This is a genomic window from Hydrogenophaga pseudoflava, from assembly GCF_004353865.1.
GTDB lineage: Bacteria > Pseudomonadota > Gammaproteobacteria > Burkholderiales > Burkholderiaceae_C > Hydrogenophaga > Hydrogenophaga pseudoflava.
Window position 1 is genome coordinate 2493161 of the sequence record NZ_CP037867.1, and the last position, 26533, is coordinate 2519693.

General features: G+C 68.6%; 19 protein-coding genes. 8 read left to right on the plus strand and 11 right to left on the minus strand.

The window, feature by feature from the left end; genetic code table 11:
- Positions 1 to 2: 2 nt before the first annotated feature.
- The 4 genes from HPF_RS12040 to def form a co-directional block, all read right to left on the minus strand.
- Positions 3 to 3176: an efflux RND transporter permease subunit gene (locus HPF_RS12040; RefSeq protein ID WP_133156741.1), complete on the minus strand. Its 3174-nt coding sequence runs from the start codon at positions 3174 to 3176 to the stop codon at positions 3 to 5.
- A gap of 10 nt (positions 3177 to 3186) precedes the next feature.
- Complete coding sequence (locus HPF_RS12045) at positions 3187 to 4338, minus strand: efflux RND transporter periplasmic adaptor subunit (protein ID WP_243721562.1); 1152 nt, start codon at positions 4336 to 4338, stop codon at positions 3187 to 3189.
- Complete coding sequence (locus HPF_RS12050) at positions 4335 to 5765, minus strand: efflux transporter outer membrane subunit (protein ID WP_165961695.1); 1431 nt, start codon at positions 5763 to 5765, stop codon at positions 4335 to 4337. The genes HPF_RS12045 and HPF_RS12050 overlap by 4 nt, the downstream gene beginning before the upstream one ends.
- Before the next feature lie 86 nt (positions 5766 to 5851).
- On the minus strand, positions 5852 to 6391 hold the full coding sequence (gene def / locus HPF_RS12055) for a peptide deformylase (RefSeq protein WP_133156743.1): 540 nt from the start codon (positions 6389 to 6391) through the stop codon (positions 5852 to 5854).
- Between the two features lie 113 nt (positions 6392 to 6504).
- Between def and HPF_RS12060 the strand changes: the two genes are divergently transcribed.
- Positions 6505 to 6828, plus strand: a complete 324-nt coding sequence (locus HPF_RS12060; protein WP_165961696.1) for a hypothetical protein — start codon at positions 6505 to 6507, stop codon at positions 6826 to 6828.
- On the opposite strand, the gene ligA is transcribed toward HPF_RS12060, so the two are convergent.
- From ligA to HPF_RS12095, 7 genes are all read right to left on the minus strand, one after another.
- Complete coding sequence (gene ligA, locus HPF_RS12065; protein WP_133156744.1) at positions 6821 to 8947, minus strand: NAD-dependent DNA ligase LigA; 2127 nt, start codon at positions 8945 to 8947, stop codon at positions 6821 to 6823. The two genes, HPF_RS12060 and ligA, sit on opposite strands and share 8 nt — an antisense overlap.
- Positions 8947 to 10092 (minus strand): cell division protein ZipA C-terminal FtsZ-binding domain-containing protein, encoded by a 1146-nt coding sequence (locus HPF_RS12070; RefSeq protein ID WP_133156745.1) that lies wholly within the window; start codon positions 10090 to 10092, stop codon positions 8947 to 8949. Before HPF_RS12070 ends, ligA begins: the two co-directional genes overlap by 1 nt.
- A 31-nt stretch (positions 10093 to 10123) precedes the next feature.
- Positions 10124 to 13645, minus strand: a complete 3522-nt coding sequence (smc, locus tag HPF_RS12075; RefSeq protein ID WP_133156746.1) for a chromosome segregation protein SMC — start codon at positions 13643 to 13645, stop codon at positions 10124 to 10126.
- An 85-nt stretch (positions 13646 to 13730) separates the two neighbouring features.
- Positions 13731 to 14186: an aconitase X swivel domain-containing protein gene (locus HPF_RS12080; RefSeq protein WP_066160351.1), complete on the minus strand. Its 456-nt coding sequence runs from the start codon at positions 14184 to 14186 to the stop codon at positions 13731 to 13733.
- Positions 14183 to 15475, minus strand: coding sequence for an aconitase X (locus HPF_RS12085; protein WP_133156747.1), 1293 nt, complete (start codon positions 15473 to 15475; stop codon positions 14183 to 14185). Before HPF_RS12085 ends, HPF_RS12080 begins: the two co-directional genes overlap by 4 nt.
- Positions 15476 to 15509: 34 nt before the next feature.
- Positions 15510 to 16334, minus strand: a complete 825-nt coding sequence (locus HPF_RS12090) for an IclR family transcriptional regulator (protein ID WP_066160356.1) — start codon at positions 16332 to 16334, stop codon at positions 15510 to 15512.
- A gap of 55 nt (positions 16335 to 16389) precedes the next feature.
- The gene (locus tag HPF_RS12095; RefSeq protein ID WP_127807392.1) at positions 16390 to 17835 is read right to left on the minus strand and encodes an FAD-dependent oxidoreductase; all 1446 of its coding nucleotides are present in this window, start codon (positions 17833 to 17835) and stop codon (positions 16390 to 16392) included.
- 158 nt (positions 17836 to 17993) lie between these two features.
- On the opposite strand from HPF_RS12095, the gene HPF_RS12100 reads away from it, so the two are divergent.
- Genes HPF_RS12100 through HPF_RS12130 form a run of 7 tightly spaced genes read left to right on the plus strand, consistent with a single transcriptional unit; the run spans position 17994 to position 26424 of the window.
- Positions 17994 to 19016 carry a Bug family tripartite tricarboxylate transporter substrate binding protein gene (locus HPF_RS12100; RefSeq protein ID WP_079365822.1) on the plus strand — a complete coding sequence of 341 codons (1023 nt, stop codon included), beginning with the start codon at positions 17994 to 17996 and terminating at the stop codon, positions 19014 to 19016.
- Positions 19017 to 19062: 46 nt separating this feature from the next.
- Positions 19063 to 20289 (plus strand): succinyldiaminopimelate transaminase, encoded by a 1227-nt coding sequence (dapC, locus tag HPF_RS12105; RefSeq protein ID WP_066160359.1) that lies wholly within the window; start codon positions 19063 to 19065, stop codon positions 20287 to 20289.
- Between the two features lie 34 nt (positions 20290 to 20323).
- Positions 20324 to 21157, plus strand: coding sequence for a 2,3,4,5-tetrahydropyridine-2,6-dicarboxylate N-succinyltransferase (dapD, locus tag HPF_RS12110; protein ID WP_079365820.1), 834 nt, complete (start codon positions 20324 to 20326; stop codon positions 21155 to 21157).
- A gap of 26 nt (positions 21158 to 21183) precedes the next feature.
- Positions 21184 to 22344, plus strand: a complete 1161-nt coding sequence (locus HPF_RS12115; RefSeq protein WP_066160364.1) for a PilT/PilU family type 4a pilus ATPase — start codon at positions 21184 to 21186, stop codon at positions 22342 to 22344.
- Positions 22344 to 23516: a succinyl-diaminopimelate desuccinylase gene (dapE, locus tag HPF_RS12120; protein ID WP_066160370.1), complete on the plus strand. Its 1173-nt coding sequence runs from the start codon at positions 22344 to 22346 to the stop codon at positions 23514 to 23516. Before HPF_RS12115 ends, dapE begins: the two co-directional genes overlap by 1 nt.
- A 5-nt stretch (positions 23517 to 23521) precedes the next feature.
- Positions 23522 to 24415 carry a 50S ribosomal protein L3 N(5)-glutamine methyltransferase gene (gene prmB / locus HPF_RS12125; RefSeq protein WP_079365818.1) on the plus strand — a complete coding sequence of 298 codons (894 nt, stop codon included), beginning with the start codon at positions 23522 to 23524 and terminating at the stop codon, positions 24413 to 24415.
- The gene (locus HPF_RS12130) at positions 24412 to 26424 is read left to right on the plus strand and encodes an ABC-F family ATP-binding cassette domain-containing protein (protein WP_133156748.1); all 2013 of its coding nucleotides are present in this window, start codon (positions 24412 to 24414) and stop codon (positions 26422 to 26424) included. The genes prmB and HPF_RS12130 overlap by 4 nt, the downstream gene beginning before the upstream one ends.
- The last annotated feature ends 109 nt before the right edge of the window (positions 26425 to 26533 follow it).

Consider the following 26533-nt stretch of genomic DNA (forward strand, 5'->3'; position numbering starts at 1 on the left):
GCTCAGGCGGGGTGGCTCAGTGCGTTCGGGTCCCGCTCGTGGGCGCGCTCATCGCGCACTTGGCGGCCGAACAGGCGGGCGAAGAAGATGCTCAGGTCGTCGACGATGGTGAACACCGCCGGCACCACCAGCAGGCTCAGCAGGGTCGAGGTCACCAGACCGCCGATCACCGCCACCGCCATCGGCGAGCGGAAGCTGCTGTCCGCTGCCCCCGAACCCACCGCCACCGGCAGCATGCCGGCCACCATGGCAATGGTGGTCATGACAATCGGCCGCGCCCGCTTGTGGCAGGCATCCAGGATGGCTTCCAGCCTCGGCAGGCCGCGCTGGCGACGCGCTTCTATGGCGTACTCCACCAGCAGGATGGAGTTCTTCGACGCCACCCCCATCAGCATCACCAGGCCGATCAGCGAGGGCATGGAAAAGCTCTTGTTGGTCAGCAGCAGGGCCACGAAGGCGCCCCCGAAGGACATCAGCAGCGCCGGCAGGATGGTCAGCGGCATCAGGAAGGCCTTGAACAGCAGCACCAGCACGATGTAGATGCACAGCACGCCGGTCAGCATGGCCAGGCCGAAGCTGGCGAACAGCTCGCCCTGCACCTCGGCGTCGCCGATCTCCAGCACCTGCACGCCCGGCGGCAGGTTGCGGATGCTGGGCAGCGCGTCCACCGCGGTCTTCATGTCGCCCAGCGGGATGCCGGCGAGCTCGACCTCGAAGTTGATGTTGCGCGAGCGGTCGTAGCGGTCGATCACGGCCGGGCCGCCGCCGAAAGTCAGCGTGGCGACCTGGCTGAGCATGACCGGGCCCTTGGCGCCGGGCACGGACAGGCGGCCCAGCACCTCCAGGTTTTCGCGCGCGGCGCTGTCGAGCTTGACCACGATCGGCACCTGGCGCTGCGGCAGGTTCAGCTTGGGCAGCGCACTGTCGTAATCGCCCACGGTGGCGATGCGCAGCGTCTCGGCGATGGCCGAACTGGTCACGCCCAGATCGGCGGCGCGCTGCAGGTCGGGCGTGACGATGATCTCGGTGCGCACCAGCGCGGCCGACGACTGGATGCTGCCCACGCCGTTGATGGTGCGCAGGTCGCGCTCGATGGCGCGGGCCGCGGTCGACAGCGCGCTGGCGTCGTTGCCGGTGAGCGTCAGGATGTATTTCTCGCCCGAGCCGCCCAGGCCCACCTTGTAGCGCACGCCCGGCAGACCGGACATCACTTCGCGGATCTGGTTCTCGATCACCTGCTTGCGCGGGCGCTGGCCGCGCGGGTCGAGCTGGATGGTCAGCGCCGCCTTGCGCGACTCCTGCGCGCCCTGCGGCGCGAAGGGGTCGGTGCCGGCCGAGCCGGAGCCGATGGTGGTGTACACCGACTTGACGTGCTGCACCCCGTTCACGAGCACCCGCGCCCGTTCGGCGGTGGCCACGGTCTGCGCCAGCGTGGCACCCGGCGGCAGCTCCAGGTAGACCTGGGTCTGCGAGTTGTCGTCCGGCGGGATGAAGCCCTGGGGTAGCAGCGGGATCAGCGCCAGCGAGCCGAAGAAGAAGAGGATGGCGCCGACCAGCGTCAGCCAGCGGTGGCGGATGCAGGCCGCGGCCCAGCGCTGGTAGGTGTCGAGCCAGCCGGGTTCGTTCTGGTTGGTCATCCAGGCCCAGAGGCCGCCGAGGAAGCGGTTGCTGCGCGCCCAGGCCGGCTGCTCCTTGGCGGTCACCACCGGCTTGAGCAGGTAGGCCGCCATCATGGGCGTGAGCGCGCGCGCCACCACCAGCGAGGCGAACACCGCCAGCGCGGCCGTCCAGCCGAACTGCTTGAAGAACTTGCCCGGAATGCCGGCCATGAAGGCCGTGGGCAGGAACACCGCGATCAGGGTGAAGGTGGTGGCGATCACGGCCATGCCGATCTCGTCCGCCGCTTCCATGGCCGCCTGGTACGGCGTCTTGCCCATGCGCATGTGGCGCACGATGTTCTCCACCTCCACGATGGCGTCGTCCACCAGGATGCCGATGACCAGCGACATGGCCAGCAGCGTGACCACGTTGATGGTGAAGCCCATGTAGTGCATGCCGATGAAGGCCGGGATGGCCGACAGCGGCAGGGCCACGGCCGAGACCACGGTGGCGCGGAAGTCGCGCAGGAACAGCCAGACCACCAGCACCGCCAGCAGGGCGCCCTCGTACAACAGGGTCATGGAGGCGTTGAACTCCTCCTCCACCGGCGTCACGAAGTCGAACGACTCGGTGATCTGCAGGTCCGGACGTGCGGCCTGCAACTCCTTGAGCCTGGCGCGCACGCCCTGCCCGACCTCCACCTCGCTGGCACCCTTGCTGCGCGCCACCTCGAAGCCGACCACCGGCTTGCCGTCCAGGAAGGCCGCCGCGGTCGGCTCGGCGATGGTGTCCTTCACGGTCGCGATCTGGTCCAGCCGGATGCGACGGCCATCGGACAGCGAGAGTTCCAGCGCGGCCAGCTCCTCGGCCGACTTCATCGCCGAGAGCGTGCGCAGCGGCTGCTGGCTGCCGCCGATGTCGGCGCGGCCGCCCGCGCTCTCGATCTGCACACGGGCCAGCTGGCGCGATATGTCGGCCGCGGTGGCCCCCAGCGCCTGCAGCTTGAGCGGGTCCAGCAGGATCTGCACCTCGCGGTTGACGCCGCCCACGCGGTTGATCGCACCCACGCCACGCACCGACAGCAGCAGCTTGGCCACGTCGTTGTCGACGAACCAGGAGATGGCCTCGTCGTCCATCTTGTCCGAGCGCACCGTGTAGGCCAGCACCGCACCACCGGCCAGCTCCAGCTTGTTGACGATGGGCTCGCGCAGGTCGGTGGGCAGGTCGCCGCGCACCTTGGCCACGGCCGAGCGCACGTCGTCCAGCGCTTCCTGTGTGGGTTTCTCGATCCGGAACTCGGCCGTGATCGAGACCGTGCCGTCCTGCACCTTGGTGTAGATGTGCTTGAGGCCCTGCAGCGACGCCAGGCTGTTCTCGATCTTGCGCGCGACGTCGTTTTCCAGCTGGTTGGGTGCGGCACCCGGCAGGCTGGCGACGATGGTGATGTTGGGCACGTCCAGGTCGGGGAAGTTCTGCACCTTCATCGCCTGGAACGAGAACAGACCGGCGAGCGTGAGCATGACGAACAGCATCGCCGCCGGAATCGGGTTGCGGATGGACCACGCGGAAACGTTCATGGCCGGTCCTTCACTGCGCGATCTTCACGAGGTCGCCCTCGTTGAGGAAGCCGGCACCCTGTACCGCCACCGTCTCGTCGGCCTTCAGGCCTTGCAGCACCTCCACGCGGTCACCCGCGCGGCGCCCGGTGTCCACCTTGCGCTGCCCGGCCTTGCTGTCGGCACCGATCACGAACACGTAGTTGTGGCCGTCGCGCACCACGATGGCCTGCGCCGGCACGGTCAGCGCCTGGCTGCTGCCGATCTGGAACTGGCCGCGCGCGAAGGTGCCAGCCTTGAGCTCGGCGTGTTTGGGCAGATCGGCGAACACCAGCACGTTGCGGGTCTGCGGATCGGCCGTGGGCGCGATGGCGCGCACCGTGCCCGCCACGGTCAGGCCGCTGGCCGCCGTGACCTCCACCTTCTGGCCCACCTTGACCTGGCCGACCTCGGCCGGCGTCACCTCGGCGCGCCACTCCATGCGGCTCTGCCGCACCAGGCGGAACAGCTCCTGCCCGGCGCCGGCCACCGCACCCACCGTGGCCGTGCGGGCCGAGATCACGCCGTCGTCCGGCGCGCGCACCTGGGTGTTGCCCAGGCGCACCTGGCTGGCGGCGTAGGCGGCCTTGGCGGCTTCGAACTGCGCCCGCGTCACCTTTTCCTGCGTCAGGTACTGGGCGATCTGCGACTTGGACAGCGCCCCGGTGTTCTCGATCGAGCGCGCCCGGTCGGCGTCGGCCTTGGCGCTCTCGGCCGCGGCCTCGGCCTGCATCAGCGCAGCCTTGCCCTGCAGGCTCTCGGCTTCGGTGGTCTCTCGGGCGAAGGTGGCCAGCACCTGGCCCTTCTTCACCACATCGCCGATGTTCACGTTCACCGTCGCCAGGCGCAGGCCCGGCACCTCGGCGCCGACGCTGGCCTCCTGCCAGGCGGCGATGTTGCCGTTGGCCTGCAGCTGCAGGGCCAGGCTGGCGGTTTCCGGCTTGGCGGTGCTCACCGTCATCGCGGGCTTGGGTGCGGCGGGTGCGGCGCCATCGGCCGCGGCCGCCGCCTGGCTGGCGGCAGCCGCCCCCTCAGCGGGCTTGTCGCTGCCGCCGCAGGCCACGGCGAGCACGGAGGACAGCAGCAGGATGGCCGGGAGGCGGACCGGGGACAGGGCAGACGAGTGGCGCATGGTCTTCTTCATGAGGCTTGGCGCACCGCTTCCGGCGCGATCTGGGGGTCAAAACCGCCGCCCAGGGCGACGTACAGGGCGATCCAGGTGTTCAGGTGGTCCAGCTGCAGCGCCACGGCGCCGCTGTCGGCGTTGAGCTTGAGCCGGCGGGCCTCCTCCAGCTCGTTGAGGTTGGCCAGGCCGACGCGGTAGCGCGCCTCGGTGGCCTCGAACGAACGGGTGTAGCCCGCCACGGCCTGCTGGCTGGCCACCAGCTGGGTGCGCAGCGTGTCCAGCGCCACCAGCGACTGCTCGACCTCGGCGATGGCGCGGCGCAGCACATTGGCGTAGCCGATTGCTGCCGATTCGTAGCGCGCAGCGGCGGCGTCCGCTGACGCGTTCAGGCCACCGCGGCCGATCAGCGGCAAGTTCAGCGCCAGCGGACCGACCGACCAGGAGTTGAACGTGGTGCTCTCTCCGCCGGTGGTGAAGCGGTTGCGCAGCACATTGCTGCTCAGGCTCAGGCTGGGCCAGAGCGCGGCGCGGGCCACACCCACGCCCTCGGCAGCGGCCACCAGCTCTTGCTGCGCGCGGGCCACGTCGGGCCGCTGGCGGATCACTTCCAGCGGCACGGCCGACACCGCCAGTGCCGATCCGGCCGCAGTCGGATCGGGCAAGGCGCCGCTGGCCCCCAGGCGCTCGCGCAGAGCCGGCTCGTCGGCACCCACCAGCGCCACGATGGCCTTGAACTGCTGCTCGCACTGGCGGTGCTGTTGCGCCAGCCGCGCCTCAGCGTCGGCCTGGCCCGCCCGCGCCAGCGCCGCGGTGGCCGGCGCGAGCAGACCGGCGCGCTCGGTGTCTGCGGCGCTTTGCGCGGTGATGCTGCGTGAGGCGCGGTCGCTGTCGATCACGGCCTTCTGCGCCAGGCAGGAGCGCCAGCCCAGGTACAGCCGCGCCGTCTCGGCCGCCATCAGCACCCGGGCCTCGTGCCAGCCGGCCTGCGCTGCATTGGCCTGGGCCGAGGCCTGGCGCACCGACGAAGCGTTCTGGCCCCACAGGTCGATCGCCCACGAGGCCTGCAGGCCCACGTTCATGCCGGTGCCCAATGGCGCGCTGGCGTCCACGCCGCGGTAGGCGCCGGCCGTCAGCCCCACCTGGGGCAGCGTGGCGCTGTCGGCGCCGGCCAGTGCCGCACGCGCCGCAAACACCTGGGCCCGGGCCGCCATGATGCTGGCGCTGCCCTGCTGGGCCTGACCGATCAGCTCCGGCAGCCGGGGGTCTCCCAGGCGCGACCACCAATCGACCAGCGAGGTGGTCTGGCCCTGGTGGGGCACGGCGGGTGCGAACCAGGCCTTGGGCAGGCTGGACTCCACCATCTGCACACTGCGCTCGGGCGGCGGCCCCATGCCGGCACAGGCGCTCAGGCCCAGCGCGCTCAACAGAATAAGAAGTGGTTTCATTTGCATTCAGACGAAACGCCGCGTTGCAGCGCAACAAAGTAATCGAGCATAGCGAAGCCGCGGCCCGTTTCAGAGGACTTTTTGTTTCAGTTTTTTTCGTTTTCCGTCACACCCGGCGCCACCACTTCGGTGAAACCGAAGCGGGTGAAGTCGCGCACGCGCATGGGATACAGCGTGCCCATCAGGTGGTCGCACTCGTGCTGCACCACGCGGGCGTGGAAACCCTCCACCTCCCGTTCCAGCCGGCTGCCGTCCGCGGCAAAGCCCTGGTAGCGGATGCGCCGCCAACGCGGCACGACGGCCCGCAGCCCGGGCACCGAGAGGCAGCCCTCCCAGCCCTCCTCCTCTTCACCGCCCAGCGGGGTGATGACAGGGTTGATCAGCACCGTGCGCGGCACGACGGGCGCATCCGGATAGCGCGGGTTGGGCGCGCCGGTGCCAAAGATCACCACCTGCAGGTCCACGCCGATCTGCGGTGCCGCCAGGCCGGCACCGTTCGCGGCAGCCATGGTCTCTTCCATGTCGGCCACCAGCTGGTGCAGCTCGGGGGTGTCGAAAGTCTGCACGGGCTGGGCGATCCGCAGCAGCCTGGGGTCGCCCATTTTGAGGATCGTGTGAATGGCCATGAGAAAGCGGCGGTATTGGGGTTTTGCCCGGATGGCGCGCGATTGTGGCGCAGCTAGAGTGGGCAGAGATACCCGCCCCTGTAATTGCTGCCACCACGTTGTCAGGAGGACCCATGAAACTCGCGCTGATTGGCACCGCTTTGTCCACCCTGGCGTTCTCAGGCGCCGTCTTCGCCCAGGGCGCCGAGATTTTCAAGGGCGCCGACCTGGCGCTGGGCGAGAAGCTGATCGCCGAACACAAGTGCGCGCAGTGCCACGCCAGCAAGGTAGGCGGCGACGGCAGCGCCATGTACAAGCCAAAAGGCAAGTTCAACAACGCCGGCCTGCTGCGCGGCATGGTGGAGATGTGCAACACCCAGATGAACCTGGGCCTGTTTCCCGAAGAAGTGACGGCGGTGGCGGCGGTGCTCAACCGCGACCACTACCGGTTCAAGTAGCCAGCAAGGCCCGCATCCCGGCCTCATCAAGCACCGCCACGCCCAGTTCGCGCGCCTTGTCCAGCTTGCTGCCCGCCTCTTCGCCCGCCACCACGTAGTCGGTCTTCTTGCTCACTGAACCGGCCACCTTGGCGCCCGCGGCTTCTAGCATTTCCTTGGCCTGTTCGCGCCGGAGCGTGGGGAAGGTGCCGGTGAGCACGAAGGTCTTGCCCGCCAGCGGCTGGGCTGCGCGCTCGGCGGGTGCCCCTTCTTCCCAGTGCACGCCGCAGGCCCGCAGCTGCTCGACCACCTCGCGGTTGTGCGGCTGGTCGAAGAAGGTCCGCAGGCTCTGCGCCACCGTCGGGCCGACATCGTTGACTTCCAGCAGTTGCTCCTCGCTGGCATCCATGATCGCGTCGAGGTTGCCGAAGTGGCGCGCCAGGTCCTTGGCGGTGGCCTCGCCCACGTGGCGGATGCCCAGACCGAACAGGAATCGGGGCAGCGTGGTGTGCTTGGACTTTTCCAGCGCGTCCAGCACGTTCTGCGCCGACTTCTCGGCCATGCGGTCCAGGTTGGCCAAGGCCATCAGGCCCATGCGGTAGAGGTCGGGCAGGGTCTTGACCACGCCGGCGTCCACCAGCTGCTCCACCAGCTTGTCGCCCAGGCCTTCGATGTCCACCGCACGGCGCTGGGCGTAGTGCAGGATGGCCTGCTTGCGCTGCGCGCCGCAGAACAGCCCGCCGGTGCAGCGGTGGTCCACCTCCCCCTCTTCGCGCACCGCTGCGCTGCCGCAGACCGGGCAGGTGTGCGGCATGGTGAAGATGGCCGCACCCTCGGGGCGCTTCTCCGGCAGCACCGCCACGACCTCGGGAATCACGTCGCCCGCGCGGCGCACGATCACCGTGTCGCCGATGCGCACGTCCTTGCGGCGCGCCTCGTCCTCGTTGTGCAGCGTGGCGTTGGTCACCGTCACGCCGCCGACGAACACGGGGGCCAGCTTGGCCACGGGGGTGAGCTTGCCGGTGCGGCCGACCTGCACGTCGATGGCCAGCACCGTGGTCAGCTGCTCCTGCGCCGGGTACTTGTGCGCCACCGCCCAGCGCGGCTCGCGGGTCTTGAAGCCCAGCTCGCGCTGCAGCGCGAGCGAATTGACCTTGTAGACCACGCCGTCGATGTCGAACGGCAGCGCGTCGCGCTTCGCGGCGATCTGCGCGTGGAACGCCACCAGCCCGGCCGCGCCCTGCGCCACGCAGCGGTCGGCGCACACCGGCAGACCGAAGGCGGCCAGGGCTTCGAGCAGGCCGCTGTGGGTGTCCGGCAGGGTCCAGCCGCGCACCTCGCCCAGGCCATAGGCGAAGAAAGACAGCGGGCGCTGCGCCGTGATCGCCGGGTCGAGCTGGCGCACCGCGCCGGCGGCGGTGTTGCGCGGGTTGATGTAGGTCTTCTCGCCCTTCTCGCGCTGGCGCTCGTTCAGCCGCTCGAAATCGTCGCGGCGCATGTAGACCTCGCCGCGGACCTCCAGCACTTCTGGAATAGCGCCGTGGGTTTCACCGCCTGGCCGCCCCAAGGCGAAACGCGCCCCCTCGGGGGGCAGCGAACCACGCGAAGCGGGGAGCGTGGGGGCCAACATCAACGGAATCTGCCCGATGGTGCGGATGTTCTGTGTCACGTCCTCGCCGGTTTCGCCGTCGCCGCGGGTGGCCGCCTGGACCAGCACGCCGTGTTCATAGCGCAGATTGATCGCCAGGCCGTCGAACTTGAGTTCGGCCGCGTATTCGACCGCGGGGTCGGCCTCGGCCAGGCCGAGTTCGCGGCGCACGCGCGCATCGAAGGCCTCGGCGCCCGCGGCGGTGGTGTCGGTCTCGGTCTGGATCGACAGCATGGGCACCGCATGGCGCACCGGCACCAGCCCGTCGAGAATCTTGCCGCCCACGCGCTGGGTCGGCGAGTCAGCAGTCAGCAGTTCGGGGTGCGCGGCCTCGATCGCCTGAAGCTCCTGAAACAGCCGGTCGTATTCGGCGTCGGGGATCTCAGGCGCGTCGAGCACGTAGTAGCGGTGGGCGTGGTGGTGCAGTTGCGCGCGCAAGTCCGCGGCGCGCTCCGCCGGCGTGGGCTCGGCGGCAAACAGGTCAGGTGTCATCAGGAGAACAGGCGTCGCGCCTGCGGTGAGCCGGCGGAGAGGTCGTGGCTGTCGAGCGCGTCGTAGAGGGACTCGAGGTCGGCGCCGATCTGGTCCATGGTGTCGGCGCCCAGTGGCTGGCCGGCGTCGTCGGTGACCACACCGTCCATGGCCTCGGCCAATGCCGAGGCGGCCTGGCGCAGGCGCACAAAAGGCTGCTCGCTGCGGGGCACGTGCGTGACCTCCAGCGACAGGTTGATCTCGCGCAGCGCACTCTGCTCCGGGTCCTCGGCCATGGCCGCCTGCGGATCGAACGACAGACTGAGGATGGGGGCCTGGCCCGCGGCGCTGCCGGGCAGCACCATGCGGCCGGGCAGCACGCCCGCCACAAAACCGAAGCGCGCGGCGTTCTGCGACACATAGCCTGGGCTCCAGGCCGCGCGGCGCGCGCGCAGCGTGAAACCCAGCTGCGCGTCGTGGCCGCTGGCGAAGGCGTCCAGCTCGCGGGCCCGCGCCACCTCGGCCCGCATGTCGGGGAAGTCCGGCATGGCGCCGATGGCGTCGGCAAAGGCCTGGGCCTTCATCACGAACTCGGAGAACTCGATGTCGTTCAGGGCGCCGGCGCGGTTCGCGAGCTGCACACCCACCTGCAGGGCCTTGTAGCGCTGCCCCAACCGGGGCGCCTCCCACTCGCCGCCATCTTCGACCAGTCCTTCGACCGCGAACGGCTTGCTGCCCACGCGGCGCGTGCCCGGCAGGGCGGCGATCACGGCATCGCCCGAGACCTCGCCATCGAGCTGCAGGGGGGCGATGACGTCGATCAGCGCATCCAGCCCGGGCCGCTTGTCCGGCGTGGTGACGACGTGGTTGAGCGTGACCGCCACCGAGGGCACGGGCCGCACTTCTTCGCGCACCGACACCGCTTCCACCGGCTCGTCGCGCAGCACGGGTTCGATGCGCTCGCCGTCGCCCGTGCGATCCGCCACGGGTTCGGACTCGCCCACCGGCACGGTGTCCGCGCCCGCATCATCGTGCGACAGGTCGGCCTCGGGCAGGCCCCGGGCGGTGCGAGGGGCGCTGCGGCGCGTGACCCAGGCGTTGTAGGCGACCACGCCCGCGAGAACAAGACCGCCGACGATGGCCAGGCTGATTTGCAGGGTGCTCATGGGTGGAAATCGGCGGTGGTGGGGGATGGCCTCAGGCGGATTCGAGCATACCGGCGGCGGATTCCATGTCCACCGCCACGATGCGCGAGACCCCCTGTTCCTGCATGGTCACGCCGATCAGCTGCTCGGCCATTTCCATGGCGATCTTGTTGTGGCTGATGAACAGGAACTGCGTACCCTGCTTGCTCATGCTGGTCACCAGGCGGGCGTAGCGTTCGGTGTTGGCATCGTCCAGTGGCGCGTCCACCTCGTCCAGGAGGCAGAACGGCGCCGGGTTGAGCTGGAAGATGGCGAACACCAGGGCGATGGCGGTCAGCGCCTTCTCGCCGCCCGAGAGCAGGTGGATGGTCTGGTTCTTCTTGCCCGGTGGCTGTGCCAGCACCTGCACGCCGGCGTCCAGGATCTCTTCGCCGGTCATCACCAGCTTGGCGTTGCCGCCGCCGAACAGCTCGGGGAACATGCGGCCGAAGTGCTCGTTGACGGTGTTGAAGGTGTTGCCCAGCAGGTCGCGGGTCTCGGCGTCGATCTTCTTGATCGCGTCTTCCAGCGTGTTCATCGCCTCGATCAGGTCCTTGGACTGGGCGTCGAGGAAGGTCTTGCGCTCGCGCGCGGCGGTCAGCTCGTCCAGCGCGGCCAGGTTGACCGCGCCCAGGGCCTGGATCTCTCGGTGGAAACGGTCGATTTCGGACTGCAGGCCGGCCAGGCGCACATTGCCTTCGGTGATGCTCTGCGCCACCGCGGCCAGGTCGGCCTGTGCCTCGGCCAGCAACTGGCTGTACTGCTCGACGCCCAGGCGCGCGGCCTGTTCCTTGAGCTGGAAATCGGTGATGCGCTGGCGCAGCGGGTCGAGCTCGCGCTCCAGCTTCAGGCGGTGTTCGTCGCTGGCGCGCAGCTTGGCGGTGAGGTCGTCGTACTGGCTGCGCAGTGCGCCCAGCGCCTGCTCACGCTCCAGCTTCATGGCCAGCGCCGACTGCAGGCCGGCCTGGGCGGCAGCGTCGTCCAGGCGGGCGAATTCATCGGCGGCGCGCGCGGCCTCGTCAGCCAAGGCCTTTTCCTGCGTCCCGGCAGTCTCCAGCGAGCGCTGCAGCTCGCCCTGGCGCGCCTGAAGACTGCGCAGCGTGAAGGTGGCCTCCTGCGCCTGGCGCTCCAGCCCGCGCTGCTGTTCGCGCGCATCGTTCAGCGCCCGTTCGGCAGCGATCACCTTGTCGTCCAGCTGGGCGTGGCGCTCCTGGCTGTCGGCCAGCTGCATGTCCAGTTCCTCGAAGCGCGCTTCGGCGGTGACGCGGCGCTCCTGCAACTCGTCGAGCTGGCCATCGACCTCGGCGAGGTCGGCGGCGATCTGCTCGCTGCGGGCGCGGGTCTGCTCGGCCAGCTGGGTCAGGCGCAGCATCTCGACCTGCAGCTCGTGCGCGCGGGTGCGGGTCTCGGCACCCTCGCGGCGCGCGGCCACCAGGCGCTGCGAGGCGTCGGTGTAGGCCGCTTCGGCGCGCACCAGCGCGGCGCGCGCCTGTTCGGCGATCAGCACCTGGGCCTTGAGCTGTTTGTCGAGGTTCTCGATTTCCTGGGCGCGGGCCAGCAGGCCGGCCTGTTCGCTGTCGGGCGCGTAGAAGCTGACGCTGTGCGCCGTGACCACATGGCCGGCCGGCACATAGAGGGCTTCGCCGGCCTGCAGCTGGCTGCGCAGCGCCATGGCCTCGTCCAGGCTCGCGGCGGTCCAGCAGCCCTGCAGCCAGTCGGCCAGCAAGGCCTTCTGCCCGGCGTCGTTCAGGCGCAGCCAGTCGGCCAATGGCTTGAGACCGGCGCGGGCCGGCGCGGGCACGTCCGCAGCAGGCGGACTGTAAAACGCCAGTTTGGCCGGCGGCGCGTCGTTGCCGAAGGCGCGCACCATCTCCAGGCGCGACACCTCCAGCGCGCTCAGGCGCTCGCGCAAGGCGGACTCCAGGGCGTTTTCCCAGCCGGGCTCTACATGGATACGGCTCCACAGACCCTGCAGGCCATCCAGCCCGTGCTTGGCCAGCCAGGGCTTGAGCTTGCCGTCGGTGCGCACTTTCTCCTGCAAGGCCTTGAGCGCTTCCTGCCGGGCCGACAGGTCGGACTGCCTGGCCGACTCCTGGTTGACCGCGAGCTGCGCCGCGCGACGCTGTTCGTCCAGCTCGGGCACGCTCTCCTGCAGTTCGTGCAGCACCGCCTCGACCAGCTCGGCGGCCTGCTCGGCCTGCTGGAACGCCGCCTGGGACTGCGCCAGTCGGGCCTCATCGGGCGCGGCCAGGGCGTTGCGGTCGGCCACCAGCCGCTCGCGCCGCTGGTTGAGCTGGCGGCTCTGTTCTTCGATGTTGCGCTGCTCGGCGGCCAGCACCTGGATCTGCTGCTGCACCTGGGCCACGCTGCCGCGCTGCTCGTTGGCGGCGTTCTGCGCGGCGCGCAGCGCGTCCTCCAGCGACGGCAGGCTGCCGGCCTGCTCCTCGCCCTGCGCGGCGAGTTCGACCGAGCGTTCCTCGGCCGCGACGATGTTCTCCGCCAGCTGCTCCAGCTCGATGGCCGCGTCCTGGCTGCGGGTCGACCAGGAGGCGATCTGCTCCTTGAGCTGCGCCAGGCGCTGCTCGGCGCGCTGGCGGCCCTCGACCACGAAACGGATCTCGGCTTCGAGCTTGCCCACCTCGGCGCTGGCCTCGTAGAGCTTGCCCTGGGCCTGGTTGACCTGGTCGCCCGCGGCGTAATGCGCCTGGCGGATGGTTTCCAGCTCGCTTTCCACACGGCGCAGGTCCGCGGTGCGCGATTCCAGATCGTTCACCGCCTGGGCCGCATCGTTCTTGACCTTGACCTGATCGGCCTCGGCCTCGGCGCGCTTGAGGAACCAGAGCTGGTGCTGCTTGAGCGTGGCGCCGGACTGCAGCTCATGGTAGCGCGCCGCCACCTCGGCCTGCTTTTCCAGCTTGTCGAGGTTGGCGTTGAGCTCGCGCAGGATGTCCTCGACCCGGGTCAGGTTCTCGCGCGTGTCGGCCAGGCGGTTGGCGGTCTCGCGGCGGCGCTCCTTGTATTTGGAGACGCCCGCGGCCTCTTCGAGGAACAGGCGCAGTTCCTCGGGCTTGGATTCGATGATCCGGCTGATCGTGCCCTGGCCGATGATGGCGTAGGCCCGCGGCCCCAGGCCGGTGCCCAGGAACACATCCTGCACGTCGCGGCGGCGCACCGGCTGGTTGTTGATGTAGTAGCTGCTGGTGCCGTCGCGCGTGAGCACGCGCTTGACCGCGATTTCGGTGAACTGGCCCCACTGGCCGCCGGCGCGGTGGTCGCTGTTGTCGAACACCAGCTCCACGCTGGAGCGGCTGGCCGGCTTGCGGTTGTTGGTGCCGTTGAAGATCACGTCCTGCATGGACTCGCCACGCAATTCCGACGCTTTGCTCTCGCCCAGCACCCAGCGCACCGCGTCCATGATGTTGGACTTGCCGCAGCCGTTCGGGCCCACCACGCCCACCAGCTGCCCCGGCAGCATGAAATTGGTCGGCTCGGCGAACGATTTGAAGCCGGACAGCTTGATGGAATTCAGACGCAAAGGGGCCCCAGTCGGTGATCGGATACAGGCCCGAAATGTTACCCCAGCCGCCCTGGCGCCCGAGGGGGCGGCGCCCCGCCCCGCCTCAACCGCGCTTGGTGATTTCCACCACGCCGGCTTCGGCGTCCACCCGCACCCAGTCTCCGGTCTCGATGCAATCGAGCGGATCTCGATCGAACCCGGTCATGGCCGGTGCATGGGTCACCACGGCGCCCAGTGCCATCTTGGTGGTCATTTCATTGAACAGGAACGCCGCCGGCGCGGTCTTGAGCAACCGGGTCATGTGGAACATGGCCGACCAGCCCGAGGAGCCTTTGGCTCCCGGGAACACCAGCACCTTGCCGGCAAAACTCTGTCCCCGCAGTTCGTGGCGGGTTTCGATCACGCTGCCGGTGCGCGGGTCGATGCCGCCCCAGCCTGAAATGTGGTCGCGCGTGACCAGCGCCTCGCCTTCGCTGATGCCACCCACCACTTTGCGTCCGTGGATGACGATCACCTTTGGTTCGCTGGGCGGGGCCAGGGACGGTGTTTCGGTGCTCATTGCAGTCCTCCTTGCCAGCGGCCGGTGCATGCCGCGTCGATGCATTGCGCCGTGGTGCCGAACCAGGCCTGCACGCCGAGGATGGCGGGCAGGTAGTGCGCCTGCTTGGCCGAGTCCAGTGCCACCGTCCGGGTGCCCTTGGGCACAGCGCGGCTCATGGCAGAACAGCTGTCGGACATGAGGATGCCGCCGGCGTCTTCGATGATCTTGGTGTAGCCGTTGCGGTCGGCCAGCGCCTTGATGGCGCGGGGCGTGAAGATCCACAGCTCGCAGTCCGGATGCACGCGCCGCCCTTCCAGCAGTTGCGCGGCTTCCCAGATCTGTTCGATCGTGTAGTGCGGACAGCCCAGCATGACGTACTGGATCTCGGCCGACTGCGCGGTCATGTTGAGCTTCTCGTAAGCGAGGCGGCGCTCGGCCTCGCCGTAGCGCAACACTTCGCGCGGCGGCCGCCCCCCGAGCGCCTGTTCCAGCGTCAGGGCATCAGGGGTGATGCCGGCGATGTGGAAAAGCTCCACCCCGCCCGAGGACGCGGCGGCGGCGCCAAAGTGCTTGAGGCGCGGCAGGTTGGGCACCTGCTCCAGCCCCCCTCGCCGATGCAGCACCGGCACCCGATCCTGCACATGTTCGCCGATGAAGTAGCCCAGCAGTCCCCAGTCCTGCACCGACTCGACCTCGATGTCGAGTTCCACGAGGTGTGTGGCGTATCGGTTTTCGGGAAGGTGATAGCCCCAGTAGGGAATGCGCCCGGTCAGCATCGCCGCACCACAGCTCTCGCGTCCCTCGGTGTTGGTGCGCGCCCCCAGCACCGAGTTGCAGTAGACCACCGCGGACGACTCCATCCATGCGCAGTGCTCGCCGCGGGTGGGAATGTTGCCCACCTGATACGGGGTGCAGGTGTTCATGATCTGGGCGCCCAGACCGGCAGCGTGGCGCTCGCTCTGCTCATAGAACCGCACGGTCTCCTCGTTCACGCCCATGCGCTCGGGCTGACCGGGATCGAAGCCCAGCTGCAGATGGCTGGTGAAGACCTTGAACTTAGGAATCTGCACCACTTCCTGGCTGTCGAGGCTGAACTCGGAAAACACCGCGTCCATGCCGCCCTTGGCCAGCGCGAACTCGCGCTGGAACGGGGTGGTCGAGGTGATGGTGGCGCAGACGTTGCGGGTCTGCACCAGGCACTCGGCATCCAGCGCTTCACCGTAGCGCACCAGCAGGTCCATCGCCTTCTGAACGGCCGGCCCGTCGCGGCCGTCGTACATGGCTTTCTCTTCGTCGCTCAGTTGCATGAGGTCTCCGTATCGTGGGTGGTCGCAGGCCGCCTCAGGACGGCCGCAGTTCGGGCACGCGCCCGCCAATGGCCTGTGCGATGTCTTTGGCAATGGCCCGCAGGCGCGGCGCCAGTTCTTCGCGCAGGCGCTGTTCGGTGAACATGAACGCGGCGCCACCGCAGTTGAGCGCCATGACCTCGCCGGACGGTCCGTACAGCGCCACCGACACCGAATTGATCTCGCGGTGGAATTCGCCGAGCGACAGGCAATAGCCCAGCCGCCGGGCCTCGTCGATCGAACGGTGCATGGCCGGGGCCACGCTGTCCCATTCAGGGCCGCGCAACAGCCGCAGCGAGTCGATCAGCTGCTGGCGCTGTGCATCGTCGATGGCCGACAGGAAGGCCCGCCCCAGCGCCGACACCGGCAGTGGTGCGCGCGAGCCCACGTCCAGCCGCGCGGTGAGCATCGACGAGCGCGGACGGCATGCCTCGATGATCACCATCTCCATGCCGTCGCGCACGGCCAGATAGGTGGACACGCCCACCTCCTCCGCCAGTGCCTGGAGATGGGGCCTGGCCACGCCCCGGACGTCCAGGCTGCCGAGAAAGACCCGCGCCAGCGACACCACCCCCGGCCCCAGCATGAAACGGTCGGCCATGGGCGCGTTCTTGAGCATGCCAGCCCCCAGCAAGGTGCCGACGATGCGGTTGAGCGTGGGCCTGGGAATGCCCGTCATGCGCACCAGCTCGGCGTACCCCTGCACTGGCCGCTCCTCAGAGAAACAGCGCAACACAGAAATGCCACGCTCCAGCGCGGACACGGTATCGGGACGCTCGGCTCGCGGCGCGTCGTGGATGCCTGGACGATCGTTCGCCATGGTGGTCTCCTCTTGGAAACCCGCCAATATAAGAGGTGCCTTCATGAGGATGCGCTCACGCCGACGCGACCAACGGCTCGGGCTGCACGGCCGCGCCGGGTCGCAGATACACCCCCTGGCGCAACAACTCGGCCTGCAAGGCACCGATGTCCACCGCGCGCGGTGCGACGCCGTGGCGCACCGCCAGCGCGGCCCCCACTCCGGCGGCCTGGCCGGTCAACCAACATTGCGGAATCTCGCGCATGAATCCGTGCGAATTGCGGTCACAGGAAATGTGGCGGCCACAGGCCAGCAGCCCGTCGAGCTTCTCGGGCACCAGCGCCCCGTAGGGCACGGAGATGTTGGGGAATTTGGGCGAGACCGCCGGCGAAACCGCCACCTCGTCGGGCAGCGCACGCCCCTCGGGCCAGCGGTGGCGCCAGACGCCGTCCGTGCCGACCAGCCGGCGCGCGTGGCGCACGCCGATCTGCGGCGCGCTTTGCAGCAGATAGGCGTCTTCGAAGCCCGGCGCGTGTGCCTTGAAATAGTCCAGATGGGCGGCCATCGCCCGGTGCGAACGCACTTCAACCGCCGTCAGATCGTCCACATCGAGCGCCGAGTACCCCGACTGCCGCGGCCCCATGAACAGCGCGATGTCGTTGCGCCAGGACACAAACGGGCGTTCGAACAGTTTGAGCTGCTCACGACCTCGGGCCATGAAGGCCGCGTGATCGTCGGGTCGCCCAGTCTTGAAGTCGATCCAGCGGTTCATGTCAACGCCCCCGAACAGCCAGGAGGTGTTCATGCAGTGGTGCACGTCGGCCTGTTCGATGTCGTTGACGAACGCCGCACCGGCGCGCGCGAACAGATCACCGTCGCCGGTGGCGTCGACCACCACGTCGGCCATGATGGCCATGCGCCCTTCCTTGCTCTCGAAGACCACGCCTTTGACGACCCCCTTTTCATCCACGATGGGCAGCGCGGCCCATGAGTGGTAGATCAGCTTGACGCCACGCTCGATCACGATTTCCTGCGACAGAAGTTTCAGACGCTCGGGGTCGATGGTGGGCGACCAGGTCACGACGCCGTGGAAGCCCGCCGTGCGGTGCGACCAGTAGCCCGCCTTGTCGGGCTCCTGGGACCCCCAGTCCTCCCGGGTCGGCCCGGCGATGGCATCCGCCGGCAACCGCTCGAACACCTCCTGGGCGAAACCTCGCACAACCAGTTGCCCTTCCCAGTCGGTCATGCGGTCGATCCAGATCACCAGCCCGCCGGTTGACAGCCCGCCCAGGTGGTTGTAGCGCTCCAGAAGTGCCACGTCGGCACCGGCGGCGGCGGCGGAGGCGGCGGCGGCGGTACCCGAAGGCCCCCCACCCACGACCAGCACACCACAACGGTGGTAAATCGGGATGCGCCGCCCGGGCTCGTCCCAGGTGCCGTGATCCGGCCGCGCCACCCGCTGGTCGCGATCGAACACATCCGAGGTGAGGAAGCGTTCGTCGGTCCGCGTGAGGGTCTGCACTTTCATATCTTCTCCTTGGTTGCTCTAATTATGGACTGTGTTTTCATTTTTACAATCCAAATAGGCGTTTATAAGGGTTAACACCGACAAAACACGCTTACTGAAAGTGTTTTATGGATATACAGTCCATTTTCATCGCAACCACAACAGGAGACAACATGCCCGAACTTGGCCCTACCACCCCTTCTCGTACGGCCTCGCGCACACGCCGTCAGGTCGTGACGCTGCTGGCAGCCGCCGCACTGGCCGGCAGCACGCTGCCCGCATTCGCCCAGGATTTCCCGACAAAAGACCGTCCGATCCGCCTGGTGGTCGGCTTCACCGCAGGTGGCGGCACCGATGCCCAGGCCCGCACCGTGGCCCAGAAGCTCGGCGAGGTGCTGGGCACCAATGTGGTCGTGGACAACCGGCCAGGCGCCAGCACCATGCTCGCCGCCAGCGAGGTCGCCCGAGCCGCACCGGATGGCTACACGCTCATGTACTCGCCATCCTCCACCTTTGCGCAGAACCCCCACATGTTTGCCAAGGTGCCCTACCACCCGTTCAAGGACTTCACCCCGCTGTCGGTGGGCGGGCGGGGCCCGCTGGTGCTGTCGATGAGCACCTCCGTGCCGGCGAACAACGTGCGCGAACTGGTCGCCTACATCAAGGCGAATCCCGGCAAGACCAGCTATGCATCCTTCGGACTGGGCACCTCGTCGCACATCTACGGTGAGGCGTTCACCCGTCAGACCCAGATCGACTCGGTGCACATCCCCTACAAGGGTGGCTCCGACGCGGCCAAGGACCTGATCGGAGGTCGGGTCCAGTACATGTTCGATTCCGCACCCTCCGCGATCATTGCTGCACAGAGCGGCAAGGTGAAGATCATGGCCATTGCGGCGTCCCAGCGCGTCAGCGCCCTGCCCGACGTGCCCACGTTTGCCGAACAGGGGTACACCGGCATGGACCTGCCCAGCTGGCTTGGCTTCTTCGGCCCGGCCAACATGCCGCCCGCCGTCGTGAAGAAGCTCAATGATGCGCTGGTGAAGGTGCTGGCCATGCCCGAAGTCGCCAAGTTCTACCGGGATGGCGGCTACGAGGCGGGCGGCAACACACCGCAGGAATTCGCCGCGCTCGTGCAGAAAACCCACGACGAATGGGGCGCCATGATCAGCAAGCTGGGACTGCCCAAACAGTAAGACCTGCAGCCGGCGGGCCGCAGGCCATGGCCGATAATCGCGGCCCATGAATCCCCTGCTCTCCCGCCTGCAGCCCTACCCCTTCGAACGGCTGCGCCGGCTCTTCGCGGGCGTCACGCCCAACCCCGACCTGCGTCCCATCAGCCTGGGCATCGGCGAGCCCAAACACGCCACGCCGCAGATGCTCAAGGACGCGCTGGCCGCCGCGCTGGACACCGGCCTGACCGGTTACCCCGCCACCGCCGGCGAACCCGCCCTGCGCCAGGCCTGCGCCGCCTGGATGCAGCGCCGCTATGGCGTCCCCGTCGACGCCGCCACCCAGGTGCTGCCGGTGAACGGTTCGCGCGAGGCCCTGTTCTCGTTTGCACAGACGGTACTGGACGCCTCAAAGCCCGGCGCCACGCTGGCCTTTCCCAATCCGTTCTACCAGATCTACGAAGGTGCGGCCCTGCTCGGCGGCGCCCAGCCCTTCTACGTACCCAGCGTGCCGGCGCGCAACTTCGCGGTGGACTGGGACAGCGTGCCCGACGAGGTCTGGGCGCGCACGCAGCTGATCTTCGTCTGCTCGCCCGGCAACCCCACCGGCGCCGTGATGCCGCTGGACGAGTGGCAGAAGCTGTTCGAGCTGAGCGACCGCCACGGCTTCGTGATCGCGTCCGACGAGTGCTACAGCGAGATCTATTTCCGCGACGAACCGCCGCTGGGCGGCCTTGAAGCCGCCGTGAAACTGGGCCGTCCGGACTTCAAGAACCTCATGATGTTCACCAGCCTGTCCAAGCGCAGCAACGTGCCCGGCCTGCGCAGCGGCTTCGTGGCGGGGGATGCCGCGCTCATCAAGAGCTTCCTGCTCTACCGCACCTACCACGGCGGCGCCATGAGCCCGGCCGTGCAGGCCGCCAGCGTGGCCGCGTGGGGCGACGAGGAGCATGTGATCGACAACCGCCGCCAGTACCGCGAGAAGTTCGCCGCCGTCACACCCATGCTGGCCGAGGTGCTGGATGTGGCGCTGCCCGACGCGGCCTTCTACCTCTGGGCCGGCGTGCCGGCCTCGTTCGAGGGCAAGGTGGCCGGCCTGAGCGCCGACGAGGCCTTCGCCCGGGAACTGCTGGCTCAATACAATGTGACCGTTTTGCCCGGCAGCTACCTGGCGCGAGCCAGTGGTGGCACCAACCCCGGCGCCGGCCGCGTGCGCATGGCCCTGGTGGCCGAACCCGCCGAATGCCTGGAAGCCGCTGAACGCATCGTGCGCTTCTGCCGCGAACAGTCTCGCTGAACCACCCATTTCAACCCCAACGCCGACCCGTCTCATGACCCAACAACTGCAAACCCTGATCGACAACGCCTGGGAACAGCGCGCCGACTTCTCGCCCGCATCCGCCCCGAAGGAAGTGCTGGACGCGGTCGAGCACGTGATTGCCGAACTCAACAGCGGCAAGCTGCGCGTGGCCACCCGCGAAGGCGTGGGCCAGTGGACGGTGCACCAGTGGATCAAGAAGGCCGTGCTGCTGTCGTTCCGCCTGAAGGACAACGCGGTGATGAAGGCCGGCGACCTGGCTTTCTTCGACAAGGTGCAGACCAAATTCGCCCACCTCTCCGAGGCCGAACTCAAGGCCACCGGCGTGCGCGTGGTGCCCCCGGCCGTGGCCCGCCGCGGCAGCTTCATCGCGTCGGGCGCGATCCTCATGCCCTCCTATGTGAACATCGGCGCCTATGTCGACTCGGGCACCATGGTCGATACCTGGGCCACCGTGGGATCCTGCGCACAGATCGGCAAGAACGTGCACCTCTCCGGCGGCGTCGGCATCGGCGGCGTGCTGGAACCGCTGCAGGCCAACCCGACCGTGATCGAGGACAACTGCTTCATCGGCGCCCGCTCCGAAGTGGTCGAAGGCGTGATCGTGGAAGAGAACTCGGTGCTCGGCATGGGCGTGTACATCGGCCAGAGCACCCCGATCTTTGACCGCGCCACCGGCGAGATCAGCTACGGCCGCGTGCCCTCGGGCTCGGTGGTGGTCAGCGGCAACCTGCCCAAGAAGGCCGCCAACGGCGCCGACTACAGCATGTACGCCGCCATCATCGTCAAGCGCGTGGACGCCCAGACGCGCTCGAAGACCAGCATCAACGACTTGCTGCGCGACTGATCTCAACGCCTGACCCGGGAGCCGACATGAGCAGCGGAACGATGGAGCGCATCCTGCGCCTGATGGCCGACAAGAAGGCCTCGGACGTCTACCTGTCGGCCCATGCGCCGGCGATGATCAAGATCAACGGCCAGACCATCCCGATCAACAGCCAGGTGCTGCCGCCCGAGGCGCCGCGCAACCTGCTGTCCGAAATCGTGCCGCCGGCCCGCATCGAGGAACTGGTGGAAACCGGTGAACTCAACATGGCGGTGCCGCTGGACGGCATCGGCAACTTCCGGGTCAGTGCCATGCGTCAGCGCGGCAACTACGCGGTGGTGATCCGTTTTGTTCCGGCGGACGTGCCGTCGCTGGACTCGCTGAACGTGCCCCCGATCCTCAACGAGATCGTGATGGAAAAACGCGGCCTGGTGCTGATGGTCGGTGCCACCGGCGCCGGCAAGTCGACCACGCTGGCGGCCATGATCGACCACCGCAACGAGAACGCCACCGGCCACATCCTCACCATCGAGGAGCCGATCGAGTACATGTACCGCAACAAGCGCTCGGTGATCAACCAGCGCGAGGTCGGCCGGGACACCGCATCGCTGCAGGTCGGCCTGAAGAATGCCCTGCGCCAGGCGCCGGATGTGATCCTGATCGGCGAAATCCGCGACCGCGAGACCATGTCGGCCGCCATTGCCTACGCCCAGTCGGGCCACCTGTGCATGGCCACCTTGCACGCCAACAACAGCTACCAGGCCCTCAACCGGATCCTGAGTTTCTACCCGGTCGAGGTGCGCCCGACGATGCTGGGCGATCTGGCCGCGGCGCTGCGCGCCGTCGTGTCGCAGCGCCTTCTGCGCACCCACACCGGCGGACGAGTGCCTGCGATGGAGGTGCTGCTCAACACCGCCCTGGTGGCCGACCTGATCCAGAAGGGCGACTTCTCGGGGGTGCGCGAGGCGATGGAAAAGTCGCTGGCGGTCGGCTCGCAGAGTTTCGAGCAGGACCTCGCGCGTCTGGTGCTCGACGGCCTGGTCACGCGCAACGAGGCGCTGGTGCATGCCGATTCGCCCAACAACCTGCTCTGGCGTCTGCAGAACGACTTCAACGCCTCCAAGGCCAGCCAGGCGGCGACGCCGTCGGACGACGACCAGAGCGACCAGGCCACCTTCACCGAGTTCACGCTCGACGTCAAATTCTGATGACCGCCACGCTGCGCCTTGCCGAAGAACTGATCGCCCGCCCCTCGGTCACCCCCGATGACGCGGGGTGCCTGGACATCATCGCGGCGCGGCTGCAAACGCTGGGCTTTGCATGCGAGCGCATGGACAGCGGACCGGACGCCTTCCGCGTTGCCAACCTGTGGGCGCGCTGCGGCACCGGTCGGCGCCCCACCCTCGTCTGGGCGGGCCACACCGACGTGGTGCCCACCGGCCCGCTGGACGCCTGGACCAGCGACCCTTTCGTGCCCAGCCACCGCGACGGCAGGCTCTTCGGACGCGGCGCGAGCGACATGAAAACCTCGCTGGCGGCGATGGTGGTGGCCTGCGAACAGTTCCTCGCCGCCACGCCGCGGCCGGCCATCGACATCGCCTTCCTGCTCACCAGCGACGAGGAAGGCCCGGCCAACGACGGCACGGTGGTGGTCTGCAAGGAACTGCAGCGACGCGGTGAACGGCTGGACTGGTGCATCGTGGGCGAACCGACCTCGGTCGAGCGCACCGGCGACATGATCAAGAACGGCCGCCGCGGCACCATGAGCGGCAAGCTCACGGTCAAGGGCATCCAGGGCCACATCGCCTACCCGCAGCTGGCGAAGAACCCTATCCACCTGGTGGCCCCTGCACTGGCCGAACTGGCGGCCACGGTCTGGGACGAAGGCAACGCCTTCTTTCCGCCCACCAGCTGGCAGGTCAGCAACATCCACGGCGGCACCGGCGCGAGCAACGTGATTCCCGGCACCGTGGTCATCGACTTCAACTTCCGCTTCTCCACCGAGTCCACGCCCGAAGGCCTGCAGGGCCGCGTGGCCGAGGTGCTGGCGCGGCATGGTCTGCGGCCAGGCAGCGACTACGACCTCGCGTGGACCCTGGGCGGCCTGCCCTTCCTCACCACGCCAGGCACCCTGGTCGATGCCGTGCGCGCCGCCATCCAGGACGCCACCGGCATCGCGACCGAGCTCTCCACCACCGGCGGCACCAGCGACGGCCGGTTCATCGCGCAAATCTGCCCGCAGGTGGTCGAACTCGGTCCTCCCAACGCCACCATCCACAAGGTCGACGAGCACGTGGCCGTGGCCGACATCGAGCCGCTCACGGCCATCTACCGCGGCGTGCTCGAACGCCTGAACCGCAGCGCGGCGCTGGCCGGCTGAACACCATGACATTGCAGGAACTGCTGGACCGGTCCCAGGACCGGCTGGAGGCCGCCGGCCTCGTCTACGGCCATGGCACCACCAACGCGCGCGACGAAGCGGCCTGGCTGGTGCTCTGGTCGCTGGGCATGCCGCTGGACAGCGATCTGGACGCCATCGGGTGCCAGGAGCTGCAGGCCGCCCAGGTCGGCGAGGCCGAGGCCCTGATCGGGCGTCGGATCGAAACCCGCCAGCCCGCCGCCTACCTCACGCGCGAAGCCTGGCTGCAAGGCGTGCCTTTCTACGTCGACGAACGCGCCATCGTGCCGCGCAGCTTCATTGCCGAGCTGATCGCCGACGGCGGCTTCGACGCCTGGCTCGGTGAGGACACCCGGCAGGTGCTCGACCTGTGCACCGGCAATGGCAGCCTGGCCGTGCTCGCGGCCATGGCCTGGCCCGAGGTGCAGGTAACCGGCGCCGACCTCTCCCCCGAAGCCCTGGCGGTGGCGCGCATCAACGTCGACCGCCACGGGCTGCAGGATCGAGTCCACCTGATCGAGTCCGACGGACTTGCCGCCTGCCCGGGTCCCTGGGACCTGGTGCTGTGCAACCCGCCCTACGTCAACGCCGACAGCATGTCCGCCTTGCCGCCGGAGTTCCGCGCCGAGCCCGAGCTGGCGCTGGCCGGTGGCGCCGACGGCATGGACTTCGTGCGCGCACTGCTGCGCGACCTGCCCCCGCGCCTGTCCCCGCACGGCGTGCTGGTGCTCGAAATCGGCCACGAGCGCCCCTTCTTTGAAGCCGCCTTCCCGCAGCTGGAGGTGGTCTGGCTCTCGACCAGCGCCGGTGACGACCAGGTGCTGCTGCTGACCGCCGACGCCCTGCGCGCCGCCACTTCTCCCGCTTCCGTTTCCCCATGATCACCCTGAAAAACCTGGTCCTTCGTCGCGGCACGAAGGTCCTGCTCGATGGCGCCTCCTGCACCATCAACCCCGGCGAGAAAGTCGGCCTCGTGGGCCGCAACGGCGCCGGCAAATCCAGCCTGTTCCGCCTGCTCGACGGCACGCTGCACGAAGACAAGGGCGACTTCAGCGTGCCCACCCACTGGCGCATGGCCCAGGTGGCGCAGGACATGCCCGAGACCGACATGCCCGCGACACAGTTCGTCATCGAAGGCGACGTGACCCTGCTGGCCGCCCAGCAGGAAGTGACCGCGGCCGAGGCCAGCGACGACGGCGAGCGCATGGCCCACGCCTACATGGCGCTGCACGACGCGGGCGCGCACGATGCGCCGGCGCGGGCACAGGCCCTGATTCTCGGGCTGGGTTTCCGCAGCGACGAGCTGGAACGACCGGTCAACAGCTTCTCCGGCGGCTGGCGCATGCGCCTGCAGCTTGCGCGCGCCCTGATGTGCCCGAGCGAGCTGCTGCTGCTCGACGAACCCACCAACCACCTGGACCTGGACGCCCTGGTCTGGCTAGAAGACTGGCTCAAGCGTTACCAGGGCACGCTGCTGGTGATCTCCCACGACCGCGAATTCCTCGACGCGGTCACCGATGTCACCGTGCACATCGAACGCGCCCTGCTGACCCGCTACGGCGGCAACTACAGCCGCTTCGAGGACATGCGCGCCGAGCAGATGGCGCTGCAGGCCACGGCCTACGCGCGCCAGCAGGAGAAGATGGCACACCTGCAGAAGTTCATCGACCGCTTCAAGGCCAAAGCCAGCAAGGCCAAGCAGGCGCAGAGCCGGGTCAAGGCGCTGGAGCGCATGGAGAAGATCGGCCCGGTGCTGGCCGAGGCGGAGTTCAACTTCGAGTTCGCCGAACCGCAGAACCTGCCCAACCCCATGCTGGCCATGCACGACGTGAGCTTCGGCTACCCGCCGGCGGTGGACGGCGGCGACCCGATCACCATCGTGCGCGGCGTCAGCAAGTCGGTGCTGGCGGGCCAGCGCATCGGCATCCTGGGCGCCAACGGTCAGGGCAAGTCCACCGTGGTCAAGACCATCGCGCGTGACCTGGTCGCCATAAGCGGCGAGATCATCGAAGGCAAGGGCCTGAACATCGGCTACTTCGCCCAGCAGGAACTGGACGTGCTGCGCCCGGCCGACACGCCGCTGGAGCACATGATCCGACTGGTCAAGGACTGCACGGCACAAGGCCGCCTGAGTGGCCAGGCCACGCGCGAGCAGGACCTGCGCAGCTTCCTGGGCGGGTTCAATTTCAGCGGCGACATGGTCAAGCAGGCCGTGGGCAGCATGAGCGGCGGCGAGAAGGCGCGCCTGGTGCTGTGCATGATCGTCTGGCAGCGCCCAAACCTGCTGCTGCTGGACGAACCGACCAACCACCTGGACTTGGCCACGCGCGAGGCGCTGTCGGTCGCGCTCAACGAGTTCGAAGGCACGGTGATGCTGGTCAGCCACGACCGGGCCCTGCTGCGCGCGGTGTGCGACGAGTTCTGGCTGGTCTCGCGGGGCGGCATCGCCCCGTTCGACGGCGACCTCGACGACTACCAGCGCTACCTGCTGGACGTGGCCAAGCAGGCCCGCGAGGCGCGCCGGCAGGAGGCGCGGGCAGAGACTGCACCGGCCCCGGCACCGGTGGTGGCGTCGGCCCCCGCCCCGGCCGTGGCCGCCGCACCGGCGCCCAGCAGCGCCGAACAGCGCAAGCTCGATGCACAGAAGCGCCAGCAACTGGCCGAGCGCCTGCGACCGCTGAAGAAATCGCTGGAACAGGCGGAGAAACGTCTCGCCGCGCTGACCCAGGACAAGCAGCGGCTGGAAGACACCCTGAGCCAGCCGGCCACGCCCGCAGCCCTGGCCGACGCCGGTCGGCAGCTCAAGGCGGTGAACGACGAGATCGAGACGGTCGAGGCGCGGTGGCTTGAACTGACCGAAGCGATTGAAGCGGCGAACTCTGTCGCCTGAAGGCTGCTGCGGGATGACGTCCTGCACACACCGGGCGACGGCGCCAGGCACAGGCTGCGCCATCGAAAGAATGGCGCTACAGTGACCGACACTCAGAGGCCTGTCTCTG